This is a genomic window from Rhodococcus huquni, from assembly GCF_055231055.1.
In genome coordinates, this window is sequence record NZ_JBUYWE010000003.1 from 283,221 (window position 1) to 300,994 (window position 17,774).

General features: G+C 63.7%; 11 protein-coding genes. 6 read left to right on the top strand and 5 right to left on the bottom strand.

Annotated elements, in window-relative coordinates:
- Positions 1–11: 11 nt before the first annotated feature.
- Positions 12–926, bottom strand: coding sequence for an AurF N-oxygenase family protein (locus ACZI8R_RS07750; RefSeq protein ID WP_463379002.1), 915 nt, complete (start codon positions 924–926; stop codon positions 12–14).
- A gap of 282 nt (positions 927–1,208) precedes the next feature.
- Here ACZI8R_RS07750 and ACZI8R_RS07755 point away from each other — a divergent pair, with 282 nt between their 5' ends.
- The 6 genes from ACZI8R_RS07755 to ACZI8R_RS07780 all read left to right on the top strand — a co-directional run bounded on the left by ACZI8R_RS07755 (position 1,209) and on the right by ACZI8R_RS07780 (position 13,357).
- On the top strand, positions 1,209–1,577 hold the full coding sequence (locus ACZI8R_RS07755) for a DUF4873 domain-containing protein (RefSeq protein WP_463379003.1): 369 nt from the start codon (positions 1,209–1,211) through the stop codon (positions 1,575–1,577).
- 81 nt (positions 1,578–1,658) lie between these two features.
- Entirely contained in the window at positions 1,659–3,815 is a 2,157-nt protein-coding gene (locus ACZI8R_RS07760) for an MMPL family transporter (RefSeq protein WP_463379004.1), read from the top strand.
- A gap of 55 nt (positions 3,816–3,870) precedes the next feature.
- A complete protein-coding gene (locus ACZI8R_RS07765) occupies positions 3,871–10,269 on the top strand; it encodes a type I polyketide synthase (protein WP_463379005.1) in 6,399 nt (2,132 codons plus the stop codon).
- Between the two features lies 1 nt (position 10,270).
- Positions 10,271–11,623: an aminotransferase class I/II-fold pyridoxal phosphate-dependent enzyme gene (locus ACZI8R_RS07770; RefSeq protein ID WP_463379006.1), complete on the top strand. Its 1,353-nt coding sequence runs from the start codon at positions 10,271–10,273 to the stop codon at positions 11,621–11,623.
- 34 nt (positions 11,624–11,657) lie between these two features.
- Positions 11,658–12,665 carry a 3-oxoacyl-ACP synthase III family protein gene (locus ACZI8R_RS07775; RefSeq protein ID WP_463379007.1) on the top strand — a complete coding sequence of 336 codons (1,008 nt, stop codon included), beginning with the start codon at positions 11,658–11,660 and terminating at the stop codon, positions 12,663–12,665.
- A gap of 38 nt (positions 12,666–12,703) precedes the next feature.
- Positions 12,704–13,357 (top strand): GNAT family N-acetyltransferase, encoded by a 654-nt coding sequence (locus ACZI8R_RS07780; RefSeq protein WP_463379008.1) that lies wholly within the window; start codon positions 12,704–12,706, stop codon positions 13,355–13,357.
- 33 nt (positions 13,358–13,390) lie between these two features.
- Here the strand turns inward: ACZI8R_RS07780 and ACZI8R_RS07785 are convergent, their stop codons facing one another.
- From ACZI8R_RS07785 to ACZI8R_RS07800, 4 genes are all read right to left on the bottom strand, one after another.
- Positions 13,391–14,365, bottom strand: coding sequence for a hypothetical protein (locus tag ACZI8R_RS07785; protein ID WP_463379009.1), 975 nt, complete (start codon positions 14,363–14,365; stop codon positions 13,391–13,393).
- Between the two features lie 68 nt (positions 14,366–14,433).
- A complete protein-coding gene (locus ACZI8R_RS07790) occupies positions 14,434–15,126 on the bottom strand; it encodes a hypothetical protein (RefSeq protein WP_463379010.1) in 693 nt (230 codons plus the stop codon).
- Positions 15,127–15,203: 77 nt separating this feature from the next.
- Complete coding sequence (locus ACZI8R_RS07795; protein WP_463379011.1) at positions 15,204–16,445, bottom strand: MCE family protein; 1,242 nt, start codon at positions 16,443–16,445, stop codon at positions 15,204–15,206.
- The gene (locus ACZI8R_RS07800; protein ID WP_463379012.1) at positions 16,442–17,773 is read right to left on the bottom strand and encodes an MCE family protein; all 1,332 of its coding nucleotides are present in this window, start codon (positions 17,771–17,773) and stop codon (positions 16,442–16,444) included. The genes ACZI8R_RS07795 and ACZI8R_RS07800 overlap by 4 nt, the downstream gene beginning before the upstream one ends.
- Between the last annotated feature and the right edge of the window lies 1 nt (position 17,774).

Here is a 17,774-nt window from a genome sequence, read left to right on the forward strand (position 1 = left end):
TTTCGCCTCCACTAGATCAAGTCGTCCGGAATGCCGCGGGTAGCTCGCCACAGCTTTTTCGTGAGGAATCCTTCGTACAACCCGCTGTCGGCAAAGAACCGCACCAAGGGTTCGCAGAAGTACTGAAGGTTCGCCTTGTACGTCGGGCTCCTTCTGGCCGCGACGAACCCCCGCAACGGATGAATCCCCACCGCCCTGTAGGTGCCTGCCTGCACCAGGGACGGCAGCACCCCGAGCGCAATCAGTGCCGTGAACGCGCGATGCGGAGCACGACGCAGCCCGCTCCGTGCCGCCATGCCACGACGCACTTCGTCACGAGCGAATGCGATGTGTCGCGCTTCCTCCATGACGTGCATTCGCATCATCTGCCGAACGTGCGGCTGAACGTTCGGATCGTTCACGGTCTCGCGCTGGAGTCGATCCAGGACCTCCTCCACGACCATGACCGAGCCGTACGCGCCCGGCCCGAGCGGAAGAAACGAGATGAATCGAAACAGGTTCAAGAGGGCTTTCGGCTGCCGGTACGGCTGGGCGTCCATCTTCAGCAGCAGTTGCGCGAACATCGTGGAGTGCCGAGCTTCTTCCGCCGTCTCCGTCAGCGCGTACTGCGAACGCTTGTCGATCAGACCACCCTCGGTGACGCCACGCAGAAGCAACATTCCGACCCAACACTCGGCGTAGATGGCAAAACTCAGGATGCTGATCAGCTCCTGGCGGCCGAGCTCGATCCGCTGCTCGGCGCTCAACTTCTCCCACAATCCAGTGCCGTACAACGTCGTTCGATGCTCCGGAAGCCATGCCATCCCGTCCTCGAACGGAGCTTCCCAATTCATGTCCACCGCCGGATCGAAGAACTTCTCCGCGGACGACCCGAGCAACCGAACTGCCACCTTTTCGGTAGTGGCATCGCCGTCGAATGCCGGCATGAAAATCCCCCTCACGTAATGCTTTTCATTCGCGCGGATCCCATTCACGGGCGTGCACTCCGGCAACCCCACCCTGCATGAGAGCAGACAACCGCCGCACCCGTTTGTCAAGACACGGCATCCGAATCGGGCCACAACACCCGAAAACTGGACAGCGGCGCTCGGGGGCATTAGCGTCGCCGGGGTGTGATCGTCGCCACAAGCTTGTCGATCGCCACGAGCACTCAAAAGTGCCTTTCCCGAAGGTCATTCAGTATTCAACAAGAACCACGGAAACGGCGAATGAGCACTTACCGCACTGCGCCCGACACCGACACCGACACTCACATCGAAGACGGGTATCGCGGTGCAGCAACCCTCGAACTCGATTCACTGACCCTCGAGGTCGAGGTAGTTCTGCACGGTCACTTCGAACCGATCGACGGTATATACCGTTGGTACGGAAGGGTGCTCGAGAATCCACGTCTCTCCGAGCACGTCGCGCGCAGCAAGTCCACAGTCACGATCCACACGCCGACCGGCTCCGCATCTGCGACCGTCGGGGAACCGGACATCTGGAATCGATACCGAATCACCGGCCGCCATCACCCTCCGTACCGCCTGTCGGACCCCACCACGACGAGCCCGTCTACGTCGAAGTCGCATCGTTGACGGTCCGTTCTCGATTGCCCGACAAAGAGATCGCCTGCACGTAGTGCTCGAAACACTCGGTGCCCGAAAAGAGAGGAATACATGAATCGATGGGGGGCGTTCGTGGTCTCTCGCCGACGAACGGTGCTTGCCGTCACCTTGATCGCGGTGATCGTGAGCGGACTGTTCGGCCTCGGCGTGTTCGATCGGCTCAGCTTGGGGGGATACAACGATCCAGGCAGTCCGTCCGCCGAGGTCGACCGATTGATGGCCGAGAGCGTCGGGCGTGACTCCGCCGATCTCACGATCGTCTTCCGCCCCACCGACGGTCGATCCATCGACGAAGTCGAGGACACCGTGTCGGCGAAGTTGGAGCAGGTCGACTCGAGTTGGCTCGCCGGACCGACCATGACGTACTGGAACGCGCCTGCCTTCGCGCAGCCGGCCCTGCGGTCCACCGACGGCTCCGCCGCGCTCGCTGTCTTCGCCCTCACCGGCAACGAGAACGAGCGACTGCATCTCGTCCCGAAGATCCAAGAAATCATGAACTTCGACGGGATCGAGACCGAATACGGCGGGTTCAGCGTCATCGAGAGCGCCTACAACGAGCAATCGAAGCAGGATCTCGTTCTGGCGGAGACCGTGTCCTTTCCGATTCTCATGATCCTTCTTCTGGTCTTCTTCGGGGGTGTTGTCGCCGCCTCCATGCCGCTGATGATCGGTGGGCTCTCCGCATTGGGCGCACTCGCCTGGCTGCACGTGCTGTCGTACTTCACCGAGGTCAGCTCCTTCGCCGTGAACATCGCGACGCTGGTCGGGCTCGGCATGGCAGTCGACTACAGCCTGTTCATCGTCAGTCGATTCCGAGAGGAAATGCGAGCGGGCAGATCGACCCGAGTCGCAGTAGAACGGACGGTCGCGACCGCGGGGCGCACTATCCGATACTCGGCTCTCCTCCTCGTCTGCGGGTTCCTCGGGTTGCTCGTGTTTCCGCAGGCTTTCATTCGCTCCTTCGGATACGGCGGAATCGGGGCCGTGGCCGTGGCCGCGACTCTGGCGTTGACCGCTCTTCCCGCAGCGCTTGCAATCCTCGGACCGCGTGTCGACTCGTGGAGCCGACATCCCGACAAGATTCGCCGCCGCGAAGAACGGTCATTCGCGTTGTGGACCTCCGTCGCCCGCCGGGTGATGGGTCGACCGGCCGTCACGGTTGCGCTCATTCTCACTGCTCTCGCAGTCGCGAGTCTGCCTGCACTCGGCACCCGGCTGGGAGACCTCAGCGCAGACGGGCTTCCGTCCGACAACCCGACACGCGTCGTCGTCGAGGAGACTCAGAACGATTTTCCGCTGGCCAACAACGGCGCGACCATACTGGTTCGAGGTGACGGCGGCGGAGCGCCGCCGCCCATTGCTGGCGCCGCAGTCGCCGAGGCAGCCAACCGCGTCGACGGTGTCGTGGCCGCCGTGGTTTCGGGGAACACCCCCGACTTCACGATCGTGAAAGCAATCTTCGACTCACCGGACCGGACCCCCGCCGCCTATCGAACGGTCGACGGTCTGCGTGAGTTGTCTCCACCCGCGGGCACCACACTGCTTCTCGGTGGCATCACGGCCCTGTCGTCCGACGGTCTGGACTCGATCGCAGCAGCAATCCCGATGATGATCGCGATCATGGTTGCCGCCACCCTCGCGATTCTGTTCGCAGCGTTTCGATCGGTGGTGCTGCCCATCAAGGCAGTCTTCATGGCGACCGTCAGCTTGGCTGCCACCTTCGGCATCCTCACGTGGCTGTTCCAACACGGTCACGGCTCGGATCTGTTCGGTATCGGCCCCGGGCCACTGCTGGCGACCATGGTCATCGTCATTCTTGCGCTGATCTTCGGGCTGTCGACCGACTACGAGATCTTCTTGATGTCGCGAATGCTCGAAGCCAAGGAGCGCGGCGCCACCAACAACGAGGCGATCGTCGAGGGAGCCGGCCGGACCGGACGAATCATCACCGCGGCCGCAATGCTGCTTCTCGTGGTCACCGGCGCGTTCACCATCTCCGATATGGAGATGATGCGTTTCGTCGGTATCGGAATGATCATCGCGCTCCTCATCGACGCGACGATCGTTCGCATGGCGCTCGTACCCGCGCTCATGAAGTTGATGGGTGACGCCAACTGGTGGGCTCCTGCCTGGCTGGCCCGGCGCAGGCCCGAACCCGAGCCCGTCGACCACGCCTCGGAGCGCACGCCCGAGCCGAACCGTTCTTGATTCGCACACATACATCTGAAACAAGTTGCCCGACAATAGTATCGAGGGGAATAGCATGGTAGAAGTTGCAATTGTCGGTATCGGATGCCGTTTCCCGGGGGGAATCGACGATCCCGCCAGCTTCTGGAAGTTCTTGATGGACAAGGGTGACGGCATCGTCGAGGTTCCCGAGGACCGTTGGAGCCTCGAGAAGTTCTACGATCCGGACCCTGACGCACCGGGTCGCATGTACACGCGCAAGGGCGGATTCCTCACGCAACCACTGTGGGACTTCGATCCGGAGTTCTTCGGAATCTCACCGCGCGAAGCATCGATCATGGATCCGCAGCAGCGCTTGCTCCTCGAAGTCGCCTGGGAGTCCCTCGACGACGCCGGAATGGCATCACGCGTCTCGGGACGCAGCGTCGGCGTCTATGTCGGCGGATTCACCAACGACGCTTCGGTCCAGCGCTACGCAGCCCGAGCGGCGATCAACATGCACACGCCGACCAGTTCGTCCTTCACGCTACTGTCCAACCGCATCTCGTATGCACTGGACCTGCAAGGTCCGAGCATGACGATCGACACGGCCTGCTCTTCTTCCCTCGTCGCATTCCACGAGGCAACTCAGGCCATCGAACGCGGCGAGTGCGAGATGGCGCTCGTCGGCGGGGTCAACACTATGATTCAGCCGGAGACCTTCATCTCCATGTGCAAGGGGCGCTTTCTCGCTGCGGACGGCCGCAGCAAGACGTTCGACGCCTCCGCCGACGGCTACGGGCGCGGCGAGGGTGCCGGAATGGTTCTGCTGAAGCCCCTCGACGCGGCGCACGCGGACGGAGACCGTATCTACTCCGTCGTTCGCGGTACGGGGTCGAATCAGGACGGGCGCACTCTCGCCATCACCGTTCCGAATCCGGTTTCGCAGCAAAGACTCGCCGAGCGTGTCGCAGCCGATGCAGGTGTCGCACCACACGAGATCTCCTACGTGGAGGCACACGGCACCGGTACCTCGATCGGTGACCCGCTCGAACTTGCTGCACTCGGTGGCGCGTACGGAGCCGTCGACGGCCGTCAGGATCCCCTGGTCGTCGGATCCATCAAGGCGTCGATCGGACACACCGAGGCAGCTGCCGGAGTGGCCGGCGTGATCAAAGCTGCGCTGACACTTCATCACCGCACCATTGCGCCGCAAGGCTGGTTGGACACTCTGAACCCGGAGATTCCGTTCGACGACCTGAACCTGCGTGTACCTACCGAACCGGAACCGATCGCACTGCACAGCGCGCACGCCGCCGTAGCAGTGAACGGATTCGGATACGGCGGCACGAATGCCCACGTCGTCATGACCGAGGCACCGGAGCCGGCTGTCGTGATCGAGGCGGAGAAGCCCGTCATGTCACTCTTTCCGCTGTCGGCCCGCAACGACGCAGCGGCACGCGATCTCGCAGCGAGCACCGTGGAACTGCTCTCGACTCACTCCGCCGACGACATGGATTCATTCGTAACCGCCGCATGGTCGCGGCGCGCCCATCATCCCGCCCGCGTCGCGTTCCCGTTCACCGACGCCGACGATCTCGTGTCGCAGCTGACCGAGTTCTCCGAGGGTGGGGGAAGTGCCACCACGCGCGCACTGAACGAGGTGTCCACACAACCGGTCTTCGTGTTCAGCGGCATGGGGCCACAGTGGTGGGCGATGGGTCGGCAGCTCCTGAGCACGGACGGTGTGTTCGCAGACGAGGCGCGCCGGATCGACGCCGAGTTCGTGAAGATCTCCGGCTGGTCGATCATCGACGAACTGCTCCGCGAAGAAGACGAATCCCGAATCCCCCGCACAGAATTCGCACAGCCGGCCAACTTCCTGCTCCAGGCGGCCCTCGTCGCAGAGCTTGCCGAGGTCGGCGTGAAGCCGCACACGGTTCTCGGCCACAGCGTCGGCGAGGTCACCGCGGCCTACATCTCCGGGGCTCTGTCGTTGCAGGATGCCCTTCTGGTGAGCTTTCATCGGTCCCGCCTCCAAGCGACCACCGCGGGGACGGGCGGAATGCTCGCCGTCGGCTTGTCCGCAGAAGACGCCATCGCCTGGCTCGACGGCGATCCCGACGGAGCATCCATTTCCGTCGCCGCCGTCAACAGTCCTTCCGCGACTACTCTCGCCGGCGACGACGAGACGATCGCGCGCTGGCAGGAACGGTTCACCGAGGCGGACATTTTCGCGCGCACATTGAAAGTGGAAGTGCCCTATCACAGCCACCTGATGAATCCGATCCTCGACGAGATCCACGAATCTCTTTCTTCCTTGAAGCCCATGAGTCCGACGTTGCCCCTCTATTCCACGGTCACCGGCAAAGAGGTCACCGACGATTCGTGGGGTCCGCAGTACTGGTGCGACAACGTTCGAGAGCCGGTGCGCTTCGCCGATACCGTCACCACACTGGTCACCGAGGGCCACCGGGTCTTTCTCGAGGTCGGCCCGCACCCGGTCCTCGGCGGCAATATCCGCGAGATACTGGTCCGCGCCGGTGAGAACGGCACGTCGATAGGCACTCTGGTGCGTGGAGAGGACGATCGGTCGTCCATTCTGCAGACGGTCGGCAACCTGTACGTACACGGCGCCCTCGATTCGTCGCAAGCGCCCGGAACGACACCGGGGACCCGCGTCTCGCACATCGCCCTCCCCCCGTACCCGTGGCAGCGCACCAGGATGTGGACCGAGGACGAGACGGTCACCCGAGACCGCATGGGTGTGGCCGGTACCTACTCGATGCTCGGCGAACGGACCGATTCGGCGGCGGACGAGTGGGAAGTGCAGCTGTCCGTCACACGACTCCCCTGGCTTCCCGACCACGTGGTCAACGGCCGCGTCGTCCTTCCTGGTGCCGCGTACCTCGACGCAGCGCTCAGCGCCGCTTCGGCTCGCACCGGAAGTGAGACGCTCTCCCTCGAGTCGGTCGAGTTCGTGGTGCCACTCGTCCTGGACGAGCACGACGTTCCGGTCGTACGCCTGTCCGTCGAGGAATCCACGCGGCGATTCCGGATCAGGTCCAGGCAGGCCACTTCGACCAACTGGACGGTCCACGCCACTGGCCGGCTTCGCGAAGGGTCTCTCGATCCCGTGGTTGCCGAGCCCCTGAGTACCGAGGGCTTCGTGACGATCGCCGGCCCTGATCTGTACACCGGACTGGCGGCCGCGGGTCTCTCCTACGGTCCGGCGTTCCAGGGAGTTCGGGAAGCCAAGGTCGGCGACGGTCTCGTAGTAGCCGACATCGATGCGGCGCTTGGCGACACCACCAATCACATTGCGCACCCTGCAGTCCTGGACACTGCTCTTCAGTGTGTGGCTGCACTCATCGCGACCGGTTCCAGCGATGCCGGTGCGACGGTGCCTTCCAGCGTTGCCTCGGTCAGGAGGCATCGCTCCATACCGGACGCAGCGCGCGTAACCGTTCGTCGGCGCAGCGTGGCACCCTTCGTCGCGGACATCTCGATCACCGACTTTTCCGGGAATGTCGCCGTCGACATGACCGGTGTGGAGTTCCGCCCGATCTCGCCGCCGGCACCGCTCCATTCACGACTGGACCGAGTGTTCTACGAGCCCGTATGGGAACTCCGAGAGAATCGCGGGGCGGTAGCACCTGCCGAAGGCGAGCTGGCCGTCGTGGTGTCACTCGGTTCGGAGGTATCACCGCGGGCCCGGCAGCTGGCCGACGCGCATCCACGTTCACACCTCATCGAGGTCCCTGACCCTGACGTTCAGGAATTGGCACAAGACCTCGCAACAATTCTCGACAGCCGCCCGGGAACCACGAACACCACCGTGAAGCTGGTCATCGTGCCGGGACGCGACTTCGATGGAGTACAGAACGTGCTCGGCACGGTGGGGGTGGCGAAGGCCATCAGCCTCGTCCTCCACGGCGACGACGAATCCGAGGTGAGGACCGGACTCGATACCGCCATCGACGCTGTGATCGTCGGGGAGCGCGGATTCTGCCTGCCCAGCGATCTCGAGGGCGCGATACCCGCACAGTCCGCCTTGACCGGTGCGCGCCGATCACTCCTCAACGAGCAACCGCAGGCGCACTGGCGCTTCGTCGACACCGAATCCGACACGACCATCGCCGAACTCGCTGCAGAAGTATTCGGCGACGGGAGCCGAACCGAGGATCTCGAGGACGAGGTCTGCCTCAGACAAGGCGGACGCTGGGCGCTTCGTGTGCGGCACAATCTGACCGATCACCTCGCGGAGCGCGAGCAGGTTCGCGTGGTCACCGATCCCGAAGAGTCGTTCGCCCTCGAGATCCCGAAGTCGAAGCTCATCTCGGACCTCGGCTTCCGGAGCACCGCACGGATCGCGCCGGGACCCGGCCAGATCGAGATCGCGATGACGGCTGTCGGTCTGAACTACAAGGACCCGCTCAAGGTCATGGGACTCCTCACCGAGAAGGACCTCGACGGAACGTACTTCGACACCTCACCCGGTATGGAGGGTGCAGGCCGCGTGACTCGGGTAGGTGCCGGGGTCGACGACTTCGCTCCCGGCGATCTGGTTGCCGTCGCCGCACGTGGCATGATCCGGCGCTACATCACGATCGACGCGGACGAGGGCGCCACGATGCCCGCGCATCCGGAAGCTGTTCCTGAGCACTGCAGTTCGACGCTGCCGTTCATGACCGCCGAAATCGGACTCGGACACCTGGCTCGGCTCGAAGAGGGCGAGACGGTCCTGCTACACGGAGCCGCTGGTGGCGTGGGACTTGCCGCCGTTCAGGTCGCGAAACGTTACGGGGCGAGAGTGATCGCCACCGCGGGTACCGAAGAGCGTCGCCGTCAGGTGCTCGAGGCCGGGGCAGATCACGCGCTGAACTCTCGATCGCTCAACTTCGTCGACGAGGTACTCGCCTTGACGAACGGGGAGGGCGTGGACGTCGTACTCAACTCGGCACCCGGCGAAATTCTCCAGCAGAACTTCAGGGTGGCAGCGGAGTTCGCGCGCATCGTCGAGATCGGAAAGGCGGACATCTACGGAGGTGGAGTCCTCGAACTGAAGCCGTTCGACCGGAACCTCTCCTACTTTGCCGTGGACCTCGACCGGATGCTCGCCAAACGACCACGGCTCGTGCGGTCTGTGATGAAGGAGATCAACGCTGCGCGAGCAGATGGGACCTATACGAGTCTGCCCTACGAGAAGTACTCGCTCGCCGATGTGAGCAAGGCGTTCGAGGCTGTGGTCAGGGCATCCCAGAACGGACGTGTGGTCCTTGCGCTCGACGATCCGGAACCGCCTGTACGCCCGGCGATTCCCACGGTGGCCATCGAGCCCGAGGGTTCGTACCTGATCACCGGCGGCTTCGGCGCGTTCGGGCTCGCAACGGCCCGATGGCTGGTTTCCGAAGGCGCGAAGCATCTCGTCCTGGTCGGACGCAGCGGCGCCACCACCGATCAGGCCAAGGCCCAGGTCGAGAAGTTCGCTTCTGCTGGTGTCGAGGTGATCGACGAACGAGTGGATGTTTCCGACTACACGCAGGTGCGAGACGTCATCGAACGCGCCCGAGCCGGTTCCCACCCACTGCGAGGTGTCTTCCATACCGCCGGGGTCGTCAACAACCTGCCGATCCATCAGATCACGGCGGAATCGCTCGAGGATGTGTTCGCCCCCAAAGTCCAAGGCGCGATCAACCTCGATCGTGCCTTGGAAGAAGTCGGTGTCGAACCGTCCATGTTCGTGCTCTTCTCCTCGGTCAGCGCACTCACGGGTGGCGCCCCCCAGGTTGCCTACTCCGCAGCCAACTCTGTTCTCGATGCGCTCACCTTCACCAGACGGTCCCGGGGAAAGCCCTCGCTCACGATCAGTTGGGGCTCGATGGCCGGCGGCGGAATGGCCGAGTCCGCAGAAGAAGTCGTTCGCTTCCTCGCACTGATGGGCTTCACGCCGATCGATATGGACGCTGCAACCCTCTACATGCGGGAATGCCTGGCAATGGATATTCCGCACGCGGCGCTGATGGATATCGATTGGAAACAGTGGAGGCTGACCAACCATCCGAGCACGCGCAACCCCCGCTTCTCCGAGCACGTGGACGCCGCAGGCGAGGGTGAGTCCGGCGCATCGACTCTGCAGGCCGAGATCCTCGCATTGCCCGAGGATCAGCGCGGCGAGGTGGTCACCTACATCCTCGCCGAGGAACTCGCCGTCGTGATGGGAGTCCCCGCAGACTCCGTCGATACCGTCACTCCGATGCCCGACCTCGGTATGGACTCCCTGATGGCCGTCGAGTTCGCGGCACGCGCGGGCAAGACGCTGGGAATGGATATCTCGGCGCTGGAGATGGGCCGCGGACTCGGTCTGTCCGACGTCGGCATCAAGATCGCCGCCCAGTTGTCCAATCAGGGCCCCTCGGTGGCATCACCCGCAATCGCTCCCGCCACCACGGAGCAGTCGGACGATTCGGTCGAACTCGCCGGGGCGGTGGAGTGACGTGAGCATCGAATCTCGAGAGATCGCGCGCAGGCTTCTGGATCGTGCTGCGGGTCCTGCGCCCGCAGCACGATCCGCGCCGGCCGTTTCGCAAGATTCCGACGCGGCGCCGAAACGCCGAAAAGCCGCGGCGACTCCGGACGACTTCGACCCTTCGTTCGCCACACACCCGGGCGTCGTCGAAGCGAAGGCGAAATTCGGGAACATGAACGCACTGTTCTCGGCCGTCGATCTACCGAACCCGTTCTATCTGCCGCATCAGGACACCAACGGGCCGACTGTGCGCTACTTCGACAAGGACATACCGAACTTCGGAAGCTTCAGCTACCTGGGTATGGCTGTCGAACCGCGGGTACAGGAAGCTGCGAAGTCTGCGATAGACACCTATGGCACCTCCGTGTCGGCGGCGCGAATAGTCTCCGGTGAAATCCCTCTGTACGGCGAGATCGAGTCTCATCTCGCCGGGCTCTACGACGTCGACGACGCCATCGTCACGGCAAGTGGCTACCTGACCAATGCCGCTACGGTCGGGTTTCTGTTGAGCAGCAGCGATATCGCGGTCTGCGACTCGCTCGTACACAGCAGCGTCCTCTCGGGAACGCAATGGGCCGGCTGCAGACGCCTCCAATTCCGACACAATGATCCGGCCTCGTTGGACGCGATCCTCTCGATGTCGCGTGGCAGCTTCGGTCGCGCGATGGTCATCATCGAGGGTCACTACAGCATGGACGGTGACATCGCCCGGCTACCGGAGATCATCGAGGTCGCTCGCAAACATCGGTGCTCGATCATGATCGACGAGGCCCACTCCTTCGGCGTACTCGGGGAGACCGGTAAGGGTGTGCGCGAGCTGTTCGACCTCCCCGGAGACGCAGTCGACGTGTGGATGGGGACGATGTCGAAAGCCATGGGCAGCGTCGGTGGCTTCGTCGCCGGCAATCACGAGCTCGTCCAGGCCTTCAAGTACACGGCTCCGGGCCTCAGTCTGTACGCCACCGGTCCGGCCCCCTCGGCCGTTGCTGCCGCGCTCGAGTCGCTACGGATCCTCGACAAGGAGCCGGAACGCGTCACGAGCCTTCGCAACAACGGTGCCACCCTGAGTCGCATCGCACAGGAGGCCGGATTCGACACCGGCATCTCCGAGGGGACGCCCATCGTTCCGGTCATCCTCGGTGACCGAGCTGTCGCCTGCTCGGCCAAGATGCTGCAGGCCGGTATCAACGTCAACGCGATCGTCTATCCCTCCGTTCCGGAAGGTGAAGAGCGGCTGAGGTTCTTCGTCAACACCGGACACACGACCGAGCAACTCGAGACCGCAATCAGCACGCTACGCAAAATCGTGGACGAGCTCTGAAGGACCACTCACGGACTATCGAAAGGCTCACCGCATGACTCAGGTCGGATCTCACACCGCCCCGCGAACTGCCCGGGTGTCGCACTTCAACGAAGCCCTACCCGACGCCGTTGTCAGTAATGCCGACCTCTGTGCAGTCCTCGATACGTCCGACGAATGGATCGTGGCTAACACCGGTATCGAGAATCGGCGCTACCTTGCGGAAGGACTGGCGGCATCGGACCTCGCGGCCGAAGCGGCGCGCAAGTCGTTGAACGAAGCTGGGATCGACGCTCGCGACCTCGATGCCATCATCATCTCCACCAGTAATCCGGATCAGCCCTTTCCGTCTTGCGGGGTCATGGTCAAGGAGAAGATCGGCGCAGTCCGCGCCCTGCCACTCGATCTGACTCAGGCAGCGTGCTCCGGCGGTCTCATGGCGATGGAACTGGCGTCGAGCATGGTGAGCTCCGAACGCTACGCGACGGTGTTGGTGATCGCCGTCGAAGTCCTCTCGAGGCAAACCGACCCCACCGATCGAACGATCCGAGTGTTCTTCGGTGATGCCGCAGGTGCAGCGATCGTCACCCGGGAAACCGACACCGGCCGCGGCATCCTCGCATCGGTGATCGAGTCCGAACTGGATATGTCCGTCGGCATCAGGGGCGGAGGATCTGCGCGGCCACTCACTCATGAGACCTTGGACGCGGGTGAACATCTCATTCACATGAACGGTCGACGAGTCATGGAGATGGCGACCAAGAAGCTCCCGGAAGCGATCACCGAAGCGGTGCACTCCGCCGGTCTCGAACTCGACGACGTGGACAACTTCGTTTTCCATCAGGCGAACGTCAACATCATCCATGCCGCGCTCGATTCGCTGGGTGTCGACCGGGCGAAGGCTCCCATCAGCCTGGATCGTCTGGGCAACACCGGGTCGGCCAGCATCTTCACTGCGCTCGCCCAGCTACGCCGTGCCGGCGGGATGACGCGCGGAGAAACCACCGTCATCGCGACGATCGGCGCCGGATTCATCTGGGGCGCACTCGTCATCAGACACTGACCGCTACACACCCTCGACCCATCGCAGAAGGAGTTCGTGTGCCGAGCCATTTGGACGTCGAGATGCGTCCAGCAAAACGAAGTGACATCCCTGCGATGGCCGCCGTGCTCGGTCGCGCATTTCTCGACGACGACCCGATCGGCGCCTACCTGTTTCCCGACGAGCGTTCCCGCAACACGCGGCAGGTACGCATGATGTCCATCCTCATCCGGCGCCGGTTCATTCCACAGAACGGAGCGGAGGTCGCCATAGTCGACGGGACTGTGGTCGGAGTGTGTTTGTGGAACAACCATCCGGTACGCCGAACACCGTGGCACAACTTCGTCTCCGGGCCCCAACTTCTGTGGGCAATGCGCTCCCGAGTGTTCGCGGGAATGTCACTGGACTCGGCATTCGCGAAGATCACTCCTGGTGTCCCACACGTCCTCGGGGTCTACCTCGGATGCGACCCCCACCTTCAGAAGCGTGGCGTCGGTGAGGCCCTGGTGAAGTCCTTCCTCGGCAAGGCCGACTCTCTTTCGCTACCCGTCATCGGCGTGTGCAAGGACGAGAACGTCCCGTATTACCAGATGTTCGGCTGCGAACTGCTCGGCCGAGCCGCCATCGGCCGTGGCGGACCCGAAGAGAACGTGATCATCAAACTCCCGACTGCCGTTCGGGCGGCAACAGAAAGGGCCCGCATCGCCGTGTGACACGGCAACGCGGGCCCCCTCGGGCTCATGCGGTCAGGCGTCGCGGATACCCGCGAGGACCCACTTACCGTCGATACGCTCCATGTCGACAACCAGCGAGCCGGCCGTGCTGCCCTGGGCCGCACCCTCGTTCGTCGAGCTCACATTCATGAAAGCGACGAGCGTAGCCCGATCGCCGTCGAGCATGCTGACACCGACATCGGTCACCTCTGCTTGAGTGGCCGTCTTCGTCTGCTGCACCGCGGTCTTCGTCGTGTCCGCGGTCTGATCGAACTCCTTGCGCATCTCGTCGTTCATGAACGTGCGCGCGCGGTCGAAATCTGCATCGACCGTCTCGAACCCGTAGCTGAACGTCGCTTCGGACGCTTCCTTCGCCGCAGCCGACACCTCGGCGGTCGTCGGTTCGTCGATCCACGCCGTGTTGTCGAACCGTGCGAAGGGCTTGAACGCAGCGACCACGGCGAAGATGCCGAGGATCAGGGCGATGACCCCGAGGATCGCCACCAGGCGCCACGTGACACGACTCGTGCCATCTGAAACGGAAGTCGCCTCGTCGGACTTCGATGCCGTCTCCGACTGCGGGCGCGCGCCGAGCCGAGGCATCCGGTTCGCGACCTTGGTCTTGGCCGGTGCGGCGACCGTTTCCCACTCGGTCTCGGGCTCGGTATCGGCGTCGTCGACCGACTCCGCTTTCTCCGATGCCTTCGCGTCGACCGACTTTTCGGATGTCTCCGACTTTGCGGGCGTCTCCGACTTTTTCGGGGCGACTGCCTCAGGGGTCTCGGCCGCCGGTGTCTCCGCTGCCTTGGTTGCCGCTGCAGGTTCCGAAGCCTTCTGGTCTGCCTGCGCCGTTTCGGCCGTGCTCGGCGACGGTTCCACCTTCTTGTCGACCGGTTCCGTAGCTGCCGGCTGCCCCGGATCGACCTGCCGTCCGCGGGTACCGGCAACGCGCGGACGCCTACCCTTCGCCGCGCCGGTCGGCACGTTGTTCTTACGCTTCGGGGGCACTTCTCACCACTCTCTCGTTGCACGGCGTTCGTACCGGACGCCCTGGCAATGCAAATTCCACGGTGCGGCTACTGGCCGCCGTTGTCCGGGGCGGGCTCGACCGGCTGCTCTTCAGGGGCCGGCGCTGCGGGCGCACCCTCTGGAGCGGGCGCGTTCGGATCCGCAGGCTGTCCTTCTGCCCCTGGGGTGGGGCCCTGCTCGATCGGAACGCGTTCGCCGACCGGTTCCACGGCAGAGGCCTTCCACACGCCGTCCACGTCCTCGACCGTCATTCGCATCGTGACGATGTCGACCTCGTACTGGGTCGGCCACTCGTAGCGCACCTTCAGCGCTACGAGGGCCTTGGCCGTGTCGTTGTCCTTGTCGAGCTCCAGCAAGGCACCGTTGGACAGTTCGGCCGACTGCGTGGCCTTGGTGCTCTTCATCTGGTCGGTGATGCCGCCGATGGTGTCCTCGAGGCTCTTGGTCATCGTGTCGCCGGTGATCGACGAACGCATGTTCTCCAAGGACTCTTCGAGATTGTCAGCGTCTGCCGTGTTGAGGTTGATCGCAGCCTGCTCGGCGCCGAACAGGGCATCGTCACGGGTCTGTGCAGTCGAACGGTCGACCACCAGGGCATGCGCCCACTGGTACCCGAACCATCCTGCTGCGACCACCGCGGCGAGGAGCAGTGCGATCACCGCGACGAGGGCAGCGGTCAGTTTTCTCTTCGGCCCCGACGACGGCTCGGCCGCCGTCGGGGTCGTGGTTGTTCGCGTCACACCAATACACCCTACTGATTGTTCGTGTCGGCAAGACTGGTCGTTCGAGCCGACAAGCCCGCAGCCGACGTGGCTTGCTACTTCGGAGTAACTCCGATGAGCGGCGCCAGCTGCGAGGCGATCGGATTCAAGTTCAACTTGTCCGGATCGACCTTCGGCTTGTTGTCCCACGGCTGCGGCGTCTCCGGATCGGCAAACTCGATCCGATCGGCACTACGCACGCCGGTGACGCTGCCCTGCGGAGCGTCACAGTTGGCTTCCGTGTTGAACGGGAAGTCCTGCTGATGGTCGTCGAAGTTGGGGTCTTCGCGCTTCATCCTGTCGATGGTCTCTTGCGTACCCTCGTAGCCCACCGTGCATGACGGCGGCCGGTTCGTCTCCAGCACGATCCCCTGGTGCACGGTGCCGTCGCCGGGCGCAATGGTGGATGCGCCGGCTGCCAGTCCGGGCAGGAAGATCAAAAGCGGCTGCAGAGCGATCGCCCGCGGCGCCAGACTCTTGCCAAGTGCGGCCAGATTGCCGAGGTCCGTCGTGAGGCCTGGGCCGGCATCCGCAACGAGCTGCCCCAGCTCGTTGCTTGCGGGGTTGCCGTTGTCGATCAAGGCCCGAATATCCGGGTCGCTCGAACGGAGCTGCGCCGTCACCGCGTCGAGATCGGTACTGAACTGACGGATCGAAGAAGACTGCTCCGACTGCGTGTCCAACACCGTTCGGGTGTCCCTGATCAGAGACAGCGTCTGAGGTAGATGCTCGACGCCGGCCGTCGTCAGAGTCGACAAGGAATCCGCCAACTGCTTGAGGTTGTCGCCCTTGCCGTCGAATGCCGTACCCAGTTCCTGGGCCACAACCCGCAGATCGTCGACCGGAACCGACTTGACCAGACCGTTGATGCTCATCAACACCTGGTCGACGGGAATCGGCACGGACGTGTCCGTGATGACCGAGCCGTCCTCGAGGAACGGACCCTGATCTGTGTCCGGCTGCAGGTCGACGTACTGCTCACCGATCGCAGAGCGGTTCGCGACAACCGCCTTGGCGGAGGCCGGAATGTCCGGCCCGCCCTTCTCGAGTTTCAGCTGGACGGTCAGGCCGTCCTGCGTCAGCGACAGCTCTCCCACACGGCCGACCGGAACGCCACGGTAGGTGACCTCGGCATTGGTGAAGATGCCGCCCGCATCCTCGAACTGCCCGTCGACGCTGTACTCACCGAAACCCAGCAGGTTGTCCAGCCGCACGTACTTGGCGCCCACGTATGTGAGACCGAGTACCGCGACGACGATGAACGCCACCAACTGAATTCTGACTACGCGGGATCTCATTCCCCACCCCCTGGAATGAGGTTCTTGATCATGCCCTCGATCGGATTCGACGGAGGCGCCTCTTCGTCACTCGCCGGAGCGTTGCCACTCGCGGGAGTCCTTCCCTCGCCTGCCGCGCCCGGGGCTCCCGGCGCTCCCGGAAGACCAGGGACACGCGGCATTCCCGGAATCGGGCCACCTACTGTCTTGAGCGGGGGCAGCGGCAACAGCGAGATCGTCGGCCAACCGGGGGCCGGACCGTTTCCGTTGTAGTACGGGTTGGACGGATCGACCTTGGGAGTCGGCGAACCGAACTTCGGCGACACGTACTGCGGGTCACCCTGGCCCACACCGAGACCGGACAATGTGTCGCCGATCTGCGTGTCGACCGTCAGGAACAGGTTCACCGAGCCGCCCAGCGCAATCTGCTCGACTCCGTCGGGGAACGGCACCGTGGGGATGAACGCCAGCGAGTTCGGCAGGTCGTCTCCGGAATCGGCGAGCGCCTGCAGCGTCGGACGCAACGCAATCAAGTCCTGGATCAGGTCGTCTTTCGACTTGTTGATCACATCGGTGCCCACGGTGCCGAGACGGTCGAGCTGACCGAGCATCGCGGTGAGCTGCGGACGCTGCTCGTTGAGTACCTGGGTGGCAACCGGTAGATCGTCGAGAATCTTGGCGATCTTGTCGTTCTGGTCGTTGACCCTCGCGGTCAGCGTATCCAGGCCGTCCAGTGCGCGAGTGATGTCGTTGCGCTGCTGATTGAGACCGTCGACCAACGTGTTCGCTTCGTGCAACAGGTCTTTGACACGGCCTTCGCGACCGTCGAGAGCCGTCGTCAGCTCGTGGATCACCGGCTGCAACTGCCCGACACCGCCACCGTTGAGCAGCAGCGACATCGCGCCGAGCACCTGCTCGATCTCGGTTGCGTGACGCGTCTGCGCCAGCGGGATTCTGTCACCGGACTCCAAACGATTCGGATCCTGGTCACCCTCGGGGACCGACAGCTGGATGAACTTCTCGCCCAGCAGGTTCGTCTGTTCCACGGCGGCCAGCGCGTTCGCGGGCAGATCGACTGCGGAGTCGATGACGACGTCCACATCGGCGTTCCAACCGTCCGGTCCCACCGAGATGGAATCGACACGGCCCACCGGCACGCCGTCGACCTTGACCGCCGATTGAGGCACCAGGTCGAGCACGTCGTCGAACTCGATCGACACCTTCATCGGGTGGTCCCCGACGTCGGCGCCACCTGGAAGAGGAATCCCGTAGATGCCTTCGGAGGAGCACGACGTGACTGCAAGAGCCACCGCGCATACCCCGGCTCCAGCGATGATGCGACGTTTCATG

Bases quoted from the DNA above. Each gene is read 5' to 3' on its own strand.
- ACZI8R_RS07750 (WP_463379002.1), bottom strand. From the start codon at position 926: ATGCCGGCATTCGACGGCGATGCCACTACCGAAAAGGTGGCAGTTCGG.
- ACZI8R_RS07775 (WP_463379007.1), top strand. From the start codon at position 11,658: ATGACTCAGGTCGGATCTCACACCGCCCCGCGAACTGCCCGGGTGTCG.
- ACZI8R_RS07795 (WP_463379011.1), bottom strand. From the start codon at position 16,445: ATGAGATCCCGCGTAGTCAGAATTCAGTTGGTGGCGTTCATCGTCGTC.
- ACZI8R_RS07765 (WP_463379005.1), top strand. From the start codon at position 3,871: ATGGTAGAAGTTGCAATTGTCGGTATCGGATGCCGTTTCCCGGGGGGA.
- ACZI8R_RS07760 (WP_463379004.1), top strand. From the start codon at position 1,659: ATGAATCGATGGGGGGCGTTCGTGGTCTCTCGCCGACGAACGGTGCTT.
- ACZI8R_RS07755 (WP_463379003.1), top strand. From the start codon at position 1,209: ATGAGCACTTACCGCACTGCGCCCGACACCGACACCGACACTCACATC.
- ACZI8R_RS07800 (WP_463379012.1), bottom strand. From the start codon at position 17,773: ATGAAACGTCGCATCATCGCTGGAGCCGGGGTATGCGCGGTGGCTCTT.